Annotated in this window: 14 protein-coding genes and 1 pseudogene; 13 read left to right on the top strand and 2 right to left on the bottom strand. The window is 34.8% G+C overall.

Translation table 11 applies throughout. The annotated features are described in order from the left end of the window. The first annotated feature begins 387 nt into the window (after positions 1-387). Both VXS03_RS14630 and aroC read left to right on the top strand, forming a co-directional pair. Positions 388-2,289 carry a PTS fructose transporter subunit IIABC gene (locus tag VXS03_RS14630; RefSeq protein ID WP_327764545.1) on the top strand — a complete coding sequence of 634 codons (1,902 nt, stop codon included), beginning with the start codon at positions 388-390 and terminating at the stop codon, positions 2,287-2,289. A gap of 544 nt (positions 2,290-2,833) precedes the next feature. Then, on the top strand, positions 2,834-3,919 hold the full coding sequence (gene aroC / locus VXS03_RS14625) for a chorismate synthase (RefSeq protein WP_327764544.1): 1,086 nt from the start codon (positions 2,834-2,836) through the stop codon (positions 3,917-3,919). 173 nt (positions 3,920-4,092) lie between these two features. Here the strand turns inward: aroC and VXS03_RS14620 are convergent, their stop codons facing one another. After that, on the bottom strand, positions 4,093-4,710 hold the full coding sequence (locus VXS03_RS14620) for a trimeric intracellular cation channel family protein (protein WP_327764543.1): 618 nt from the start codon (positions 4,708-4,710) through the stop codon (positions 4,093-4,095). Between the two features lie 298 nt (positions 4,711-5,008). On the opposite strand from VXS03_RS14620, the gene VXS03_RS14615 reads away from it, so the two are divergent. The 11 genes from VXS03_RS14615 (at position 5,009) to VXS03_RS14565 (ending at position 15,600) form a co-directional block, all read left to right on the top strand. Continuing rightward, on the top strand, positions 5,009-5,572 hold the full coding sequence (locus tag VXS03_RS14615) for an elongation factor P hydroxylase (RefSeq protein ID WP_327764542.1): 564 nt from the start codon (positions 5,009-5,011) through the stop codon (positions 5,570-5,572). A 15-nt stretch (positions 5,573-5,587) separates the two neighbouring features. Further along, a complete protein-coding gene (locus VXS03_RS14610; RefSeq protein ID WP_327764541.1) occupies positions 5,588-5,845 on the top strand; it encodes a YfcL family protein in 258 nt (85 codons plus the stop codon). A 101-nt stretch (positions 5,846-5,946) separates the two neighbouring features. Beyond that, positions 5,947-7,029 carry a dTDP-glucose 4,6-dehydratase gene (rffG, locus tag VXS03_RS14605; protein ID WP_327764540.1) on the top strand — a complete coding sequence of 361 codons (1,083 nt, stop codon included), beginning with the start codon at positions 5,947-5,949 and terminating at the stop codon, positions 7,027-7,029. Between the two features lies 1 nt (position 7,030). Beyond that, positions 7,031-7,903, top strand: a complete 873-nt coding sequence (rfbA, locus tag VXS03_RS14600) for a glucose-1-phosphate thymidylyltransferase RfbA (RefSeq protein ID WP_327764539.1) — start codon at positions 7,031-7,033, stop codon at positions 7,901-7,903. 13 nt (positions 7,904-7,916) lie between these two features. Then, positions 7,917-8,810 (top strand): dTDP-4-dehydrorhamnose reductase, encoded by an 894-nt coding sequence (rfbD, locus tag VXS03_RS14595; protein WP_327764537.1) that lies wholly within the window; start codon positions 7,917-7,919, stop codon positions 8,808-8,810. An 18-nt stretch (positions 8,811-8,828) separates the two neighbouring features. Further along, positions 8,829-9,374: a dTDP-4-dehydrorhamnose 3,5-epimerase gene (rfbC, locus tag VXS03_RS14590; RefSeq protein ID WP_327764535.1), complete on the top strand. Its 546-nt coding sequence runs from the start codon at positions 8,829-8,831 to the stop codon at positions 9,372-9,374. Position 9,375: 1 nt separating this feature from the next. Further along, positions 9,376-10,197, top strand: coding sequence for an ABC transporter permease (locus VXS03_RS14585; protein ID WP_327764533.1), 822 nt, complete (start codon positions 9,376-9,378; stop codon positions 10,195-10,197). Further along, positions 10,187-11,509, top strand: a complete 1,323-nt coding sequence (locus tag VXS03_RS14580; protein WP_327764531.1) for an ABC transporter ATP-binding protein — start codon at positions 10,187-10,189, stop codon at positions 11,507-11,509. The genes VXS03_RS14585 and VXS03_RS14580 overlap by 11 nt, the downstream gene beginning before the upstream one ends. After that, positions 11,496-12,209 (top strand): class I SAM-dependent methyltransferase, encoded by a 714-nt coding sequence (locus VXS03_RS14575; protein WP_327764529.1) that lies wholly within the window; start codon positions 11,496-11,498, stop codon positions 12,207-12,209. Before VXS03_RS14580 ends, VXS03_RS14575 begins: the two co-directional genes overlap by 14 nt. Before the next feature lie 112 nt (positions 12,210-12,321). Then, on the top strand, positions 12,322-14,481 hold the full coding sequence (locus tag VXS03_RS14570) for a glycosyltransferase (protein WP_327764527.1): 2,160 nt from the start codon (positions 12,322-12,324) through the stop codon (positions 14,479-14,481). A gap of 63 nt (positions 14,482-14,544) precedes the next feature. Next, the gene (locus VXS03_RS14565; RefSeq protein ID WP_327764525.1) at positions 14,545-15,600 is read left to right on the top strand and encodes a glycosyltransferase; all 1,056 of its coding nucleotides are present in this window, start codon (positions 14,545-14,547) and stop codon (positions 15,598-15,600) included. Between the two features lie 69 nt (positions 15,601-15,669). On the opposite strand, the pseudogene VXS03_RS14560 reads toward VXS03_RS14565, so the two are convergent. After that, positions 15,670-16,566, bottom strand: a pseudogene (locus VXS03_RS14560) (IS1595 family transposase). Between the last annotated feature and the right edge of the window lie 5 nt (positions 16,567-16,571).

The following is a 16,571-nucleotide window of genomic DNA, read 5'->3' as shown; positions in this document are numbered from 1 at the left end:
CCCTACAGTGAGGTTACGAACGAGATAGGGAATCTTTCTCTCGCTCTTCCTTTCTGTGATCTATCGCACTAAAAAATCCAACATCCACACTAAGTAAAGCCTTATTTAGATAGTTATAAAAATAATTTGATAATCATTTTTTAAAATATCGACATAGAATAATAAATTTAAGTTGTTGAAATAATTATTTTTTAAATGTATTTCAACCTGTTTTATATACAATAAAAAATATGAGTGATAGCTCACACTGATAGTTTAATGTTACAAATTTCCAGTTAAAGCCTGTTTTGTACTCTACTTTATCCCCTTTAAAAAAACGACAATATTACCATGCTGATGACCAATACAATGTCATCGAGCCCATAATAAAATTATCGGGGATAGAATATGATTACCACCCTCATCAATGAGCAGTTGATTAACATCAACCTTAAAGCGACCACTAAAGATGAAGTGTTTGCTGAAATGGCAGATATTTTAGTTCAACAAGGTCGCGTTGCGGATAAAACCCAATTTCTAGCAGACATTCAAGCACGTGAAGAATTAGGTAACACAGGTTTTGAAGATGGTGTTGCGCTACCACACGCTAAGAGTGCGGCCGTTATTAAACCTGCGGTTGCGATTGGTGTTAGCCGTACCGGTATTGAATACGGCGCAGAAGACGGCTTGCCATCAAAACTATTTTTCATGATTGCTTCTCCTGATGGTGGTGATAATCACCATATTGAAGTATTGGCTGAGTTGTCATCAAAATTGATTGAAGATGGTTTTATTGACGCCTTTCTAGCTGCAAAAACACCTGCTGATGCATTGGCATTGTTGCTTGCTGAAAAACAAGCGGTAGCAACATTACCCCAAGATAAAGGCTTATTGATTGGTGTTACAGGCTGTCCTGCGGGTGTTGCACATACTTACCTTGCAGCAGAAGCATTAGAAAAAGCGGCGGCTGAATTAGGTTACGAAATCAAAGTTGAAACTAACGGCTCTATTGGTGTTAAAAACTCACCAACAGCGGAAGAAATTGCCCGTGCAGAAGCGATCATTGTTAGTTGTGATAAGCAAGTCGATATGGATCGTTTTGCAGGTAAGAAATTAATTAAGACGGGCGTAAAAGCCCCGATTAAAGACGGTAAAGGCGTTATTCAACAAGCATTAGTCGCAAAACCATTTGATGCTAATGGCGATGGCTTAGATGACGGTGAAAGTAAAGTTTCTAAAGCCCGTTCTGATTTATACCGTTTCCTAATGAACGGCGTATCACACATGATTCCGTTTGTTGTTACTGGTGGTTTGTTAATTGCGTTGGCATTAGCAATTGGTGGACAGCCAACGGATGCGGGAATGCAAATACCAGTCGGTAGTATGTGGCAAAAAGTCCTTGATGTTGGTGTGGTCGCCTTTACATTAATGATTCCAGTGCTTGCAGGTTACATAGCGTATGCGATTGGTGATCGTCCAGCATTAGCACCGGGCTTCATTGGTGGCTGGATTGCAAATAACGGTTCATTTTATGGCGCAGATGCAGGTACAGGTTTTATCGGTGCCATCATTGCAGGTCTATTAGTGGGTTACTTTGTACGTTGGGTTGCAACACGTAAATACCACAAATTATTACAGCCATTAGTGCCGATTCTTATTGCACCGATTACAGGTACATTATTCATTGCAAGTGCGTTTATCTTTGTTATTGGTGCGCCAATTGCTGGTCTAATGCATACCATGAACACCGTACTAACTGAAATGAGCACAGGTAACGTTGTATTACTGGGCATTGTTCTTGGTGGTATGGCTGGCTTTGATATGGGTGGCCCATTTAACAAAGTAGCATTCTTGTTCTCCGTTGGCATGATCGCCAATGGTCAAACGCAATTTATGGGTGCGATGGCATGTGCGATTCCTGTAGCACCGCTGGGTATGGGGTTAGCAACGATTATTGGTCGTAAACTTAATATCTTTGAGCAATCAGAAATTGAAGCAGGTAAAGCGGCGGGTGCAATGGGCTTGGTCGGTATCTCTGAAGGTGCGATTCCGTTTGCTGCGCAAGATCCAATCTCCGTTATTCCAGCAAACGTATTAGGTAGCATGGTTGCAGCGGTAATGGCGTTCTCATTTGGTATCACTAACAGCGTAGCTCACGGTGGTCCCGTGGTTGCATTACTAGGTGCAATGAACAAACCACTGCTTGCACTAGTATGTATGGCAACAGGTATGGTAGTGACAGCGTTAGTTGCAGTATCACTGAAGAAATTCCGTAAAGCAAAAGCGGATAAAGTGTTAGCGGTAGCGTAGAGGTTTCGAGGGGCGAGGAAAAGCTAGATTACGAGTATATTCGTAGCGAGTTTCGAGTTCTACAGATTACGAGATTAAGCGATGGGTGTAAGCCTGTCGCTTTTTTGTTGTGGAAGGGGAATAAGGGACGAGGTTTAGAGAGTTCGAGTATATTCGTCGCGAGTTTCGAGTTCGCGATAATGGATCTCGTTACTCGTTACTAATGATCTCGCTACTCGCCACTGTACTTCCTCGAAACCTCGCCCCTCAAACCTCGCTTTTACCTTATTTCCACTGGCTTCTTTAAGGCTCAATCATGCGGTGAGTAGATCACGGATAGTTTCGTACCTCAACTTCCGAGATGACGAACAATAGGCAAAGTCATTCCAGCACTAATGATCTCGCTACTCGTCACTGCTCTTCCTCGCCCCTCGCCCCTTAAAACCTCGCCCCTCAAAATCTCGCTCCTACTTTATTCCTTGCTTTTCAAATCACATCTTTGCAGTATGTATTAATCACCATAATTAAAAATGCATGTAAGCATAGATATCTCACAGGGGAAGTCATGGCCGGAAATTCCATAGGACAATTGTTTCGCGTTACCACTTTTGGCGAAAGTCATGGGGTAGCATTAGGGTGTATTATTGATGGTTGCCCACCAGGATTAGCGCTTACTGAAGCAGACATGCAACACGATCTTGATCGTCGTCGACCTGGCACCTCAAAATATACGACTCAACGCCGTGAAGCAGACGAAGTTAAAATTTTATCAGGTGTATTTGAAGGTCAAACAACAGGTACTTCAATTGGATTATTAATTGAAAATACCGATCAACGTTCCAAAGATTATTCTAATATTGAGAATTTATTCCGCCCCGGTCACGCTGATTATACTTACCACCAAAAATATGGTGTACGTGATTACCGTGGTGGTGGTCGATCATCTGCACGTGAAACAGCAATGCGGGTTGCGGCGGGTGCTGTTGCGAAGAAATACCTTAAACAAGTACATGGTATAGAAGTATGTGCTTACTTATCCAAAATGGGTGATGTGAAAATCGATAAGGTTGATTGGCAGCAAATTGAACAAAATGCCTTTTTCTGCCCAGATGTAGATAAAGTCGACGCCTTTGATGAACTGATCCGTCACCTTAAAAAAGACGGTGATTCGATTGGCGCTAAAATTACCGTGGTTGCTCGTAATGTGCCTGTCGGTTTAGGTGAACCGGTATTTGATCGCTTAGATGCGGATATTGCCCATTCACTGATGAGTATCAATGCTGTTAAAGGGGTTGAAATCGGTGATGGCTTTGATGTGGTTGAGCAGCGGGGCAGTGAACACCGTGATGCCATGACATTACAAGGGTTTAAAACTAACCATGCTGGTGGCATTCTTGGTGGTATCTCATCAGGGCAAGATGTTATTGCGCATATTGCTCTAAAACCGACTTCAAGTATCAGCGTTCCAGGTGAAACAATCACTAAGCAAGGTGAGTCAGCCGAAGTTATCACTAAAGGTCGTCATGATCCGTGTGTTGGTATTCGTGCGGTGCCGATTGCTGAAGCGATGTTAGCGATCACTCTCATGGATCATTTGTTACGTCACCGTGGTCAAAATGCCGATGTAGTAACAACAACGCCGAAGATATAGATATAGGTTTCGAGGAAAGAAAGTTTCGAGATTACGAGTGTATTAGTTAGTCACCACTCATCACTCGCTACTGCCTTTCCTCGTTTCTAAAACTTGATACTGTTTTGCTTTTCCTGCTTTTCCTGCTTTTCCTGCTTTTCCTGCTTTTCCTGCTTTTCCTGCTTTTCCTGCTTTTAAGCTCCTGCTTCTTCAAATTCAAAAACAGGTAAACTCCAGCTAAAGAACACTGCCGCCATACGCAAACTAAAGCCAACAACCAATGTTGTTAATGTCGTAATATCTGCTGGTACATTAAAGTGCAGCATCGTGACGTACATAATGCCTGCGAGAAAAGATACTGACGCATAAAGTTCTTTGTGTAATACCATTGGTTTGCGACGAGTGATCATATCGCGAAGTAATCCACCAAAGACCCCCGTAACGACAGCCGCCACAACACAGATAATTGGCGATAATCCCATAGTGATAGCCACTTGGCAGCCAATAATACTAAACACAATTAAGCCGATGGCGTCGAGAATGATGAAAATCTTATGAAAACGGACCACCCATTTGCCTAAAACGGTTGTTAATAAGCCAGCAAGACAAGTAATAACTAAATATTGAGGATGCGCGACCCAACCTAAAGGATAATGCCCAAGTAAGATGTCTCTCACCGTACCACCACCAATAGCTGTAGCACTTGCGACTAACATAACGCCAAACCAATCCATACGACGTTTACCTGCGGCGAGTGCGCCCGTCATTGCTTCTGCAGTAATACCAATAATGTATAAGATAGAAAGTAGCATAATAACTGTGATGGCCGTTGTTAATCATGAAGATAGGGCATTGTAATAGTGACGGTTCTCGACTTCTAATGAAAAGAATTTAGTATTGGATGAATTGAGCTCATGTGAAATGTATTTTTATTATTTGCAGTGAATATTCTCGTTTTTCGTCATTCCTTACAGAGACATGACGAATATGATTGAAACGTTCAAGTAAAATACCCCGCGTGTTATAGCACTACTTTTTTGCTTAATCGCTCTGAATGTTTAAACAATATATAATTCGTCGACCAATTTAAATAGTATGCAAATGAATAAAATGAAACTAGATACAAATCATGACTATAACGATCTTATTCGTTTGTTTAATTCAGTCTTTTTAGAGCATTTAAATACTGAATTATTATTAGGCGGTGATGAGCCTATTTACCTTCCAGCCTCTGAAGAACGCCCGCACCATCAGATTATCTTCGCTCGTGGTTATTATGCCTCAGCCATGCATGAATTAGGGCATTGGTGTATTGCAGGTGAAGCGAGACGCTTATTAGAAGACTATGGCTATTGGTACCAACCCGATGGACGCAGTGCTGAAGTACAAGCCGCTTTTGAAGTGGTTGAGATTAAGCCACAAGCTATCGAGTGGATTTTATCTGCCAGCTGCGGATTTAAATATCAGGTTAGTTGCGATAATTTAAGTGGTAACTGTGAACCAGATAGAATTGGTTTCACTTTAAAAGTACGCGAACAAGTTGTCCATTATTTAACAAATGGTATTCCAGAACGTGCCAAAATGTTATCTGATGCGTTTCGTGAATTTTATGGTATAGCACCGCTAACTGTCGCTAATTTCCCCAAACCGATCCTATTAACAGATCATGTTTAATAACAAGGATAGAATATGATCCACGATTATGAACAAAAACTATTGCAACTTATTGATGACAATATTGATAGTGCAACGGATGATGAACTATTTGCTGGTGGCTATTTACGCGGCCATATCTCACTTGCCGCTGCGGATTGTGAACAGCAAGCCATTGATGATATTATTGTTATGCAACAAAAAGTAAAACAAAGCTTGTGGGATGCTAGAAGTGAGTTGAGTCCAAGTGATTGGTTATTAGTACAGCAATACAGTGATAAATTAATGATATAATTGCATGCTTTTGCATGGGGTTACGGTGAAAATTAAAATAAGTGCTTTGTGGGTGCGTAGCATATCCCAAGGGCGGTAGCGTATTTATAATTTGAGGTTATATGAAAATCTTAGTTACAGGTGGTGCAGGCTTTATTGGCTCTGCCGTTGTTCGTCATATTATTAATAACACTCAAGACAGTGTTGTTAACGTAGATAAATTAACTTATGCGGGAAACTTAGAATCATTACTTACCGTTGAAAATGATGATCGTTATGCCTTTGAGCAAGTAGATATTTGTGATCGTGCTGAGTTAGATCGTGTATTTGCTGAGCATCAACCTGATGCGGTAATGCACTTAGCCGCTGAAAGTCATGTTGATCGTTCAATCGATGGCCCTGCTGCATTTATTGAAACCAATATTGTTGGCACCTATACCATTTTAGAAGCCACTCGCGCTTACTGGAATCAATTAGATCCAACTCGTAAATCAGCATTTCGTTTTCATCATATCTCTACTGATGAAGTGTATGGTGATTTGGAAGGTACCGATGATTTATTCACTGAAACAACATCGTATGAACCATCAAGTCCGTATTCTGCATCAAAAGCATCAAGCGATCATTTAGTGCGCGCATGGCTACGTACTTACGGTTTACCAACGATTGTCACTAACTGCTCAAATAATTACGGCCCTTACCATTTCCCTGAAAAACTTATTCCGTTAATTATTCTTAATGCGTTAGACGGTAAAGCATTACCTGTTTACGGTAATGGTATGCAAATTCGTGATTGGCTATATGTAGAAGATCATGCATCAGCACTTTATACCGTCGTGACTAAAGGTGAGATTGGTGAAACTTATAATATTGGTGGTCACAATGAAAAAGCCAATATTGAAGTGGTAAAAACTATTTGTTCATTGCTTGAAGAGTTAGTACCCAATAAACCGCAAGGCGTAACTGAATACCAAGATTTAATTACTTATGTAACAGATCGCCCTGGACATGATGTACGTTATGCAATTGATGCTTCTAAAATTGCCCGTGAACTTGGCTGGAAACCTGCAGAAACTTTTGAATCTGGTATTCGTAAAACCGTTGAATGGTATCTAAGCAATGAAAAATGGTGGATCCGTGTATTAGATGGCTCATACAGCTTTGAACGTTTAGGTACTGATACAAATAAGAGTGAAGGAAAATAACATGAAAGGCATTATTTTAGCGGGCGGTTCAGGCACTCGTCTTTACCCCATTACTCGCGGTGTTTCAAAACAGTTATTACCTATTTATGATAAACCAATGATTTTTTACCCATTATCAACACTAATGTTAGCGGGTATTAAAGATATTCTGATCATTACTACTCCTGAAGATAATGAAAGCTTTCGCCGTCTATTAGGTGATGGAGCTGATTTTGGTATTAATCTTGAGTATGCGATTCAACCGTCACCAGATGGTCTTGCTCAAGCTTTCTTAATTGGTGAAGAGTTCATTGGTGATGACAGTGTTTGTTTGGTGCTTGGTGATAATATTTTCTATGGTCAGTCATTTAGCCAAACATTATTAAATGCAGCTTCTCGTGAACATGGCGCATCTGTATTTGGTTACCAAGTCAAAGATCCTGAGCGCTTTGGTGTGGTTGAATTTGATGACAATATGAAAGCTATTTCTATTGAAGAAAAACCAGAGCAACCTAAATCTAATTATGCCGTAACTGGGTTATATTTTTATGATAACCGTGTTGTTGAAATGGCTAAACAAGTAAAACCGTCACATCGTGGTGAACTTGAAATAACGACACTCAATGAAATGTACTTAAATGATGGTTCGTTAAATGTAGAGTTATTAGGTCGTGGTTTTGCATGGTTAGACACTGGTACCCATGAAAGCTTACAACAAGCATCTTCATTTGTTGAAACAGTACAAAATATTCAAGGCTTAAAAGTCGCTTGTTTAGAAGAAATCGCATGGCGTAATGGTTGGTTAACAACAGAGCAAGTGCAGTTATTAGCTGAACCAATGATGAAAAATGACTACGGTCAGTATTTAATGCGTGTTATTTCTGAAGAAAAATAAAAAGTGAATGAATATGGTGAAAGTATTAATTACAGGTAGCAATGGTCAAGTAGGTAGCTGTTTAGTTAAACAGTTACAATCTTGTCCTGAAATTGAATTTTTAGCCGTAGATAGAAACGAACTTGATATTACCTCAGAACAAGATGTAATAAAAAGTGTTAATGAGTTTCTACCTAATATTATTATCAATGCGGCGGCTCATACCGCTGTTGATAAAGCAGAAGATGAAGTTGAATTATCTTATGCTATAAATCGAGATGGATCTAAATATTTAGCGCAAGCTGCAGATCAAGTTGGTGCTTCAATATTACATATCTCAACGGATTATGTTTTTGCAGGAGATAAACAAGGTCTGTATAGCGAATCGGATCCAGTTAACCCACAAGGTGTATATGGCGAAAGTAAATTAGCGGGTGAAGAAGCCGTTATTAATGCTTGTTCTCGTCATATTATTTTACGTACTGCGTGGGTGTTTGGTGAAGATGGCAATAATTTTGTAAAAACAATGCTTCGTTTAGCACAGCAAAGAGACTCATTAGGTATTGTTGCTGACCAGTTTGGGGGACCAACATATGCTGGTGATATTGCAGCAGCGTTAATTACCATTGCAAAGGATATAACTGTACAAGGTAACGATTTCGATAAAACTAAGTACGGTATTTATAACTTTTCAGGTTTACCTCACACAAGTTGGTGTGGCTTTGCTCAAACTATTTTTGATAAAGCAGTAGAACAAAAAATATTGAATAAAGCCCCCATTGTGAAAGGTATTAATACTGAAGATTATCCAACACCAGCTAAACGCCCTGCCAACTCAAAGCTTGATACGCAAAAAATCACTAATACATTTGAGATTCAAGCTAGTGATTGGCAGCGTGCTTTAAATCAATTATCCGATTATCAATAATCGTTGAGAATAAATAAAATGAAAATTATAGATACAGAAATACCTGAAGTGAAAATTATTGAGCCTAGTGTATTTGGCGATGAGCGTGGTTTCTTTATGGAAACTTGGAATCAAAAGAAGTTTGAAGAACAGGTAACAGGTAAACCAACGCAATTTGTGCAAGATAATCATTCAAAATCTAAAAAAGGTATTTTGCGTGGGCTACATTACCAGACAGAGAATACTCAAGGTAAATTAGTACGGGTAGTTTCTGGTGAAGTGTTCGATGTTGCAGTTGATATACGTAAAGATTCACCTACATTTGGTAAGTGGGTAGGTGTTTACCTTTCTGCTGAAAATAAACGTCAATTGTGGGTGCCCGAAGGCTTTGCACATGGTTTTTATGTAACCAGTGATGAGGCTGAGTTTGTATATAAGTGTACAGATTATTATAATCCATCAGCCGAACATTCTATTTTATGGAATGATCCAGAAGTTAATATTCAGTGGCCATCAAATATACTGCCAATTTTGTCTCAAAAAGATGAGTTTGGTATTAATTTGGTAAAAATAGAAAGATTATAAAATGATTTTAAAAATAAAATATATATTTACATTGCTGTTTAGAATTCTTTTTAATGAACGTTTTTTAATCAAAAATCTAATTAAAAGAGATATTAGTTCCCGGTATAAAGGATCTATATTAGGAGTGTTATGGTCATTAATTAATCCTCTTATAATGTTAGCTGTATACACATTTGTTTTTAGTGTTGTTTTTAAGGCTCGATGGGTCGGTGGTACAGGTAGTAAAACTGAGTTTGCTTTACTACTATTTTCTGGATTAATTATATTTAATATTTTTGCAGATTGTATAAATAGAGCCCCTACTTTAATAACATCAAATCCTAATTTTGTGAAAAAAGTTGTTTTCCCGATAGAAGTATTACCATTAGTTGTAATAGGATCCTCTCTATTTCAATTTATAATGGGTTTTATAGTATGGTTAGCATTTTATTTTATATTTTTTGGCTTACCTCATCTAACTATATTATTACTTCCTTTGACAATATTACCATTAATATTCTTTAGTTTAGGAATTACGTGGTTTATTGCCTCTATTGGTGTGTATATTAAAGATATCTCTCAAATGACAGGCGTAATTACTACTGTATTGTTATTCCTTTCCCCAATTTTCTATTCTATAAAGATGTTACCTGATTTTTTTCAAAAAATAATGTTATTAAATCCATTAACATTTATTATTGAATCAAGTCGAAGTGTGATGATTTGGGGAGGCGGTATCAATTGGAATGAATATTTCATACAAATATTTATTTCTATAGCCATATTCATTGTTGGTTATATGTTTTTTATGAGAACGAAAAAAGGTTTCTCTGATGTACTCTAAAAATATTATTGAAGTAAAAAAAATATCAAAATATTATCCTGTATTTGAAAGTCCGGTGAGGAGGCTTAAGCAGGTTATATTAGGAAAATCAATCGTAGAAGAAACAGATTTTTGTGCTTTAAATCAAGTTGATTTTGCAGTTAAAAAAGGTGAAGTTGTTGCGATATTAGGAAGTAATGGCTCTGGTAAATCAACATTACTTCAAATGATTTGTGGTACATTAAATCCTTCTAAAGGAAGTATTAAAACGTCAGGTCGTATTGCCGCATTATTAGAATTAGGGGCAGGGTTTAATTTAGAATATACAGGACGTGAAAATATAGTTCTGAATGCATCTATTTTAGGGCTTTCGGAAAAAGAAATATTTGACCGTATGGATGATATAATTTCTTTTTCTGAATTAAAAGAATATATTGATCAGCCAGTGAAGAGTTATTCCTCTGGTATGTTTGTACGTTTAGCATTTTCAGTTGCCGTGAATGTGTATCCAGATATATTGATTGTTGATGAAGCTTTATCTGTAGGTGACGCAAAATTTCAGGCTAAATGTATAAATAAAATACAAGAGATAATAGGAAATGGAACAACGCTTCTGTTTGTTAGTCATGACGTAACTGCTGTAAGAACTATTTGTAATAGAGCTATCTGGTTAAATAAAGGTAGCATGATTATGGATGGTGATGTATTTGATGTCTCAAGTAAATACATGGAATATATGCTTGATGATGATAATAGAGATATTAATTCATTTATAAATGATGAAATTAACAAAACATCCTTAAATGAAAAAAGATCAGATAACACTGATATAAATGATTTACCGACTAAAGATGATCAAAAAAACCTTAGTTTAAATGCAGCTGCTCATTGGGGAAAGAATAAAGGTTGTATTAAAAGAGTAAAAATACTCGATAAAGAATTAAATGATAAAAAATATTTTGATAAAGATGAAATAATTAAGTTTTCAGTGGATTATAAATTACCTATTGAATTGAAAAATAACTCAACTTCTGTAGCATTTTCGATTAAAAACATGAAAGGTGTTGATCTTATTGTTGGAGTAAGCGAAATAATTCCTATTGAGTCAGAAAATACTTTATTAAATACAACATTTACTTTAAAAAATGAATTAGTACCAAATGATTATATTTTGGTAATTGCTTTAGAAGATACTTCTTCTTCAGAACCATGTTATTATGAATATATAGAAGGGGCAGCATATTTTAAAACAGGTAGTAAAAATAAACTTCACGGTATTTTTAATCCTCAGATAGATATAATTACTAAGGTAATCGTAGATGAATATAAATAGTAAAAGTTATTGGGAGTCAAGATTTAAAAAGGATTGGATAGAACATGGTGGTGAAGAACAATCTAAATTTTTTGCTACTGTTATTTTAAAGTCACTAAATAAGCCATTAATATCATTTTTATCTCGTGATGATATTGTGATGATCGATTGGGGATGTGCTACAGGCGATGGAACATCTATTTTTCATCAACATATTAATAAAAATATTGTAGGTGTTGATTTTTCTAATAATGCAATTAATAAAGCTTCTGAAAAATACCCCCAAATAAATTTTAAATGTGAAAATTGGCTTAGTCCTGAACTTGAATTACAAGATAAATATAATGTATTGATATCATCAAATACACTTGAGCATTTTGATGAACCTTTTTCAACTCTGTCAATAATTAGTGAAAAAATAGAAAATATGTTAATACTTGCTGTCCCTTTTGAGGAATATGAAAGGATTAGTGAGCACTGCTTTACATTTGATGGTAATAATTTACCTTATATATTTAATAATAAATGGATATTAAGCTTTGTAGACGTAATTGACTGTACAAATTTAAATCCTACATATTGGAATGGTAAGCAAATTGTACTTGTATACTCAAAGTTAGAATGGTTAAAAGAACAAGCATTTAATGCTGATTTTTTTTATAATATCAACAAACTGCCATCAATCAAAGCTAGATTAAATGAATTGGTTAATGAGATCTAAATTATTAAAAGTTATTTTAATCAAAATACGATCTAAGCATATTTTTTGATGTGGCAATAATAAAATTTGTGTGCATACGCAGATAGTAGAAACTAAACTTGGGTGATATTACATGAGTATTAAAGAAATTATCAAAAAAAAATATAAAGAGCTTCCATATAATTATAGGGTAAAATGTTCAAAAATAATTTGGTATACAAAAAGAACTGATGCACTAATATATAAAATAAAGAGTGAGTTATTTAATAGATTTGAAAAAAATAAAGTTAGCAATAACATCTCGAGTAATATAGTTGATAATATTATTTCACATAAAAAAGAGGTAAATAATTCTATATATGATTATTGGGATATACAAGGAGATCTATTTTTAATTAATACCGTATTTAAAAATACATCAAAAGATAGCTACTTTGTATTTCCCGTTATAGATTGGCATTTCCGAGTACAAAGGCCTCAACATATTGCACGAGAATTAGGTTTACTGGGACATAAAGTTGTTTATTTAACAACTACGTTTAATTTATCAACTAAACCTGGTTTTAAAATTATTGAATCTCCAAGTGAAAATATTTTAATTTGCCAGCTTAATTTTAATAAAAAACACATTAATATATATCATGATAAACTAGATAATGATGATGTTGTTTTTCTACTTAAAAGTGTAAATTCAATTAGAAGCACATTTAATATGGGCTATACTAATTCATTAGTAGATCTTCCATTTTGGTCTAATATATCAATAAAATTAACAGCAAATAATGTTATTTATGATTGTATGGATCATCATGCTGGGTTTGAAAATAATACGCTAGATATGTTAAATGAAGAAGAAGATCTTCTCCTTCAATCTGATCTTGTAATTACTACTGCTGAAAGATTATCGAATATTATTTCTGAGAAAAGAGATAATATAATAATAAGAAATGCAGCTGAAGTTGATTTCTTTTCTAAAAAAGACCCTCGAGTTTTGTATGAAAAGAAAAGAAAAACAATTGGTTACTATGGAGCTATTGCTGAATGGTTTGATATAGAGTTATTACGTATATGCGCAAAACAAACTCCTGAATATGACTATTTGATAATTGGTAATGTTACAACAGATTTAAAAGGTGTTGATAAATTAGATAATGTTAACTTTATTGGAGAAGTACCTTACTCAGAACTTCCTGCTTATTTAAATTCTTTTGATGTATGCTTAATTCCATTTAAGCTTATCGAGCTTACATTATGTACTAATCCTGTAAAAGTTTATGAATATTTAGCTGCTGGAAAACCAGTTGTCTCGACAGCAATGCCTGAAGTATTATTAATGGCTGAGCATCTTCATATTGGTAATTCTCGAGAGGACTTTGTTAATAAAATTCATTCTGCTTTAGATGAAGTAGGAAATAAAGAATTATCTGATAAACGTCGAGGTTGGGCTTTGACTCAAGATTGGTCTAGTCGAGCGGAGTCAATAGTTGAAAATGTTAAATTATTAAATAATGAAAAATCTCATATAAAGAAAGTAAGCTTAGTTGTACTAACTTATAATAATCTTGAATTGACTAAAGATTGTTTAAATGGAATTGATAAAAACACATATTATCCTAATTATGAGGTGATTATTGTTGATAATATGTCGACAGATGGAACAAGAGATTTTTTAAATAAAAAATATTCAAATAAGGATAAATATAAAGTTATCCTTAATGATGATAATTTGGGATTTTCTGCCGGCAATAATATAGGTCTAGCTGCTGCTGATGGTGATATTCTTATTGTTATAAATAATGATACTTATCCTGCACCATATTGGTTGTCTGGAATAGTTGAAGCTTTTAACTCTAATAATAATTTAGGACTTTGTTGCCCCATAACTAATAATATTGGTAATGAAGCAAAGCTGAATATTGAATATGATAGTTTTAATAATATGAATATATTTGCATCAAACCTGTGTGCAAATAATATTGGTAATCTATACTCTGTAAATAATATAGCATTTTTTTGTGCAGCATTTACACGAGATGTTTATAAGACAGTTGGTCCAATGTGTGAAGAATATGGCCTTGGTTTTTTTGAAGATGATGATTATTGCGCACGTGTACGTGAGCTCGGCTTTGATATTTCGATAGTCGATTATTCTTTTGTCCACCATCATTTATCAGCCAGTTTTAATAAATTAAAAGATAATAAAAAAGAGCTATTGATGCTCGAAAATAAAGCTATATTTGAATCTAAATGGGGATCTTGGGTTCCTCATAAGTATAGACCTGGCGTTCATTAATTCTTTATGGATGATAGGTGAGAAATCGCCTATCATATTAATTAAATCATGATATTAGTTTATTTGTCACCAGTACCTTGGAACAGCATAGCTCAAAGGCCACATTTCTTTATCGAATATTTTTTATCTAATGGTTTTAGTAAAGTTATTTGGATTGAACCAACTCCTTCTCGATTTCCTAAAATTTCTGATTTTAAATCTAAAATTATCGGTGTTGAAGCTAATAGTTTTCAATTGCCTGAAGGAGTCGTCGTTCTAAAAGCTAATAAGATAATTCCAATTGAACCATTGAGTAGTATTTATAATATCGTTAACTCGTTATCAATTTCTATAATTATAAAAAAAATCAAGGAAAATATAGAACAATCATCTGATATATTTTTAGTTAGTGGAAAGCCAAGTTTATTGACTGAGGAAATAATAAAAAAAATAAAGTTTAAAAAAATAATATATGATGTAATGGATGACTATAGTCATTTCTTTACGGGTAGAGCTTCCTCAAAAATGCAGTTATTATTAGAAAGAGGAATGAAAATAGCTGATATTACTATGTTTTCATCCTCATCACTATATTTTAAATATAAGAATATAACAAAAAAAAGTATTTTAGTTAAAAATGCTTGTAGTCTTGGTTTCTATAATAAATTTGAACATAGTATAAAAATAAAGGATGAGGCATGTATTGTTTATGGATATGTTGGAAGTGTTGCAAAATGGTTTGATTGGGATTTTATATTTAAATTAGCAGGCTCTAAGCCTAACTCTATTATACGAATTATAGGTCCTATATATACGGAAATCCCATCGTTATCAAAAAACGTATTTATTGAACCAGCAATTGAGCATGAGAAGGTGGCTAAAGTAATGGGAGAATTTGATTACGCACTAATACCATTTAAATGTAATGAATTAACTGAGTCTGTCGATCCTGTAAAATATTATGAATATGTGGTGGCTGGACTTCCTGTTATTACAACCCCATTTGGTGAAATGAAATATAGGATAGAAAGTAATAATGCGGTTACTCTAGATATGCATTTACAAGGTTTTGAACCTATTCAAGGAGAAAGTATCTTCTGGAACGATCGTTTTGATAAATTACTAGATTATTTAATATGAAAAATTTATTATCTACTCTAGAATTAAAGTTGTTAAAAATTAATTTTTATTCTTAATAATACTTGATTACTATCTAGCCTCTGCCAAGATTAATAATCTCTCTGATATCAGTGGTGATTTTTCGCCATATGTAATCAGCGTATCGAATATATTTCAACTCGAAACCTATAATTAAATCGAAATAGAATTCACCAAGATAGCGAGGAATATGTTTTTCTCTAATTGCGTTATATGTCCCTTTTATCGAATTTTTAACGTTACTAATCATAGTATCTATCCAATAAAATGCAGCCTCATATTGGTGAAGTTTTTTACCATTTTTTGTAATAAAGCATGAACAATATCTGCTGTTACCAGACCATTAAAACAGGGTAAACCATCTGATATGACGAATGTTTTTTCTTTTAAATGTTTTTTAATCTGTTGTTTCTTGTTTTTAAAACAAGGAACAACACTTAGCCGCACATAAATAGGATGACCTTCTTCATTCAAAGAAATCTCTGAGACTAAGGGTGTTTTACCTTCGGTATCACTCCACGTTTTCTATTTTGTTTTCTTCCAATATATGCACCATATTGTTTAACTTTCGATTATCATCATGCTTTTTCATCACTTGCATGAGCTTATGTTTATTCGTTATGCTGCGTTATAATAAATCCTTAATTTACGTTTAGTTGTAATGCTGAAATACTATTTTTATCCTGATTGATGGGATATCATGTAGTTAAAGGTGATTTTTAATGAGCAAATAAAGTATTGGCTGTCAATGATATCTGATGGTGCCACTTATTACATTGATCATGATTTAAGTCCACAATAGCTTTTAGAATCACAGTTAGGATAAACGTAACTATTTTTCCATCGAAGATAAAATAAATGTTCTCTATATTAGATTTCTGTTTCGTATATTTGCATAAATTCGGGTATAGAGAAGCCTTTCTGAAGTTGGATTGAATTTTTAGGCATAATAT

Origin of the sequence: Photobacterium sp. S4TG1 (assembly GCF_036040035.1) — a bacterium.
Classification (GTDB): domain Bacteria; phylum Pseudomonadota; class Gammaproteobacteria; order Enterobacterales; family Vibrionaceae; genus Photobacterium.
The sequence above is the reverse complement of the archived record's forward strand: the minus strand, read 5'-3'. Positions and strand labels throughout refer to the sequence as shown.

What these genes read in the sequence shown, in the direction of transcription:
- VXS03_RS14630 (WP_327764545.1), top strand. Translation starts at nt 388, where the DNA reads ATGATTACCACCCTCATCAATGAGCAGTTGATTAACATCAACCTTAAA.
- aroC (WP_327764544.1), top strand. Translation starts at nt 2,834, where the DNA reads ATGGCCGGAAATTCCATAGGACAATTGTTTCGCGTTACCACTTTTGGC.
- VXS03_RS14620 (WP_327764543.1), bottom strand. Translation starts at nt 4,710, where the DNA reads ATGCTACTTTCTATCTTATACATTATTGGTATTACTGCAGAAGCAATG.
- VXS03_RS14615 (WP_327764542.1), top strand. Translation starts at nt 5,009, where the DNA reads ATGAAACTAGATACAAATCATGACTATAACGATCTTATTCGTTTGTTT.
- VXS03_RS14610 (WP_327764541.1), top strand. Translation starts at nt 5,588, where the DNA reads ATGATCCACGATTATGAACAAAAACTATTGCAACTTATTGATGACAAT.
- rffG (WP_327764540.1), top strand. Translation starts at nt 5,947, where the DNA reads ATGAAAATCTTAGTTACAGGTGGTGCAGGCTTTATTGGCTCTGCCGTT.
- rfbA (WP_327764539.1), top strand. Translation starts at nt 7,031, where the DNA reads ATGAAAGGCATTATTTTAGCGGGCGGTTCAGGCACTCGTCTTTACCCC.
- rfbD (WP_327764537.1), top strand. Translation starts at nt 7,917, where the DNA reads ATGGTGAAAGTATTAATTACAGGTAGCAATGGTCAAGTAGGTAGCTGT.
- rfbC (WP_327764535.1), top strand. Translation starts at nt 8,829, where the DNA reads ATGAAAATTATAGATACAGAAATACCTGAAGTGAAAATTATTGAGCCT.
- VXS03_RS14585 (WP_327764533.1), top strand. Translation starts at nt 9,376, where the DNA reads ATGATTTTAAAAATAAAATATATATTTACATTGCTGTTTAGAATTCTT.
- VXS03_RS14580 (WP_327764531.1), top strand. Translation starts at nt 10,187, where the DNA reads ATGTACTCTAAAAATATTATTGAAGTAAAAAAAATATCAAAATATTAT.
- VXS03_RS14575 (WP_327764529.1), top strand. Translation starts at nt 11,496, where the DNA reads ATGAATATAAATAGTAAAAGTTATTGGGAGTCAAGATTTAAAAAGGAT.
- VXS03_RS14570 (WP_327764527.1), top strand. Translation starts at nt 12,322, where the DNA reads ATGAGTATTAAAGAAATTATCAAAAAAAAATATAAAGAGCTTCCATAT.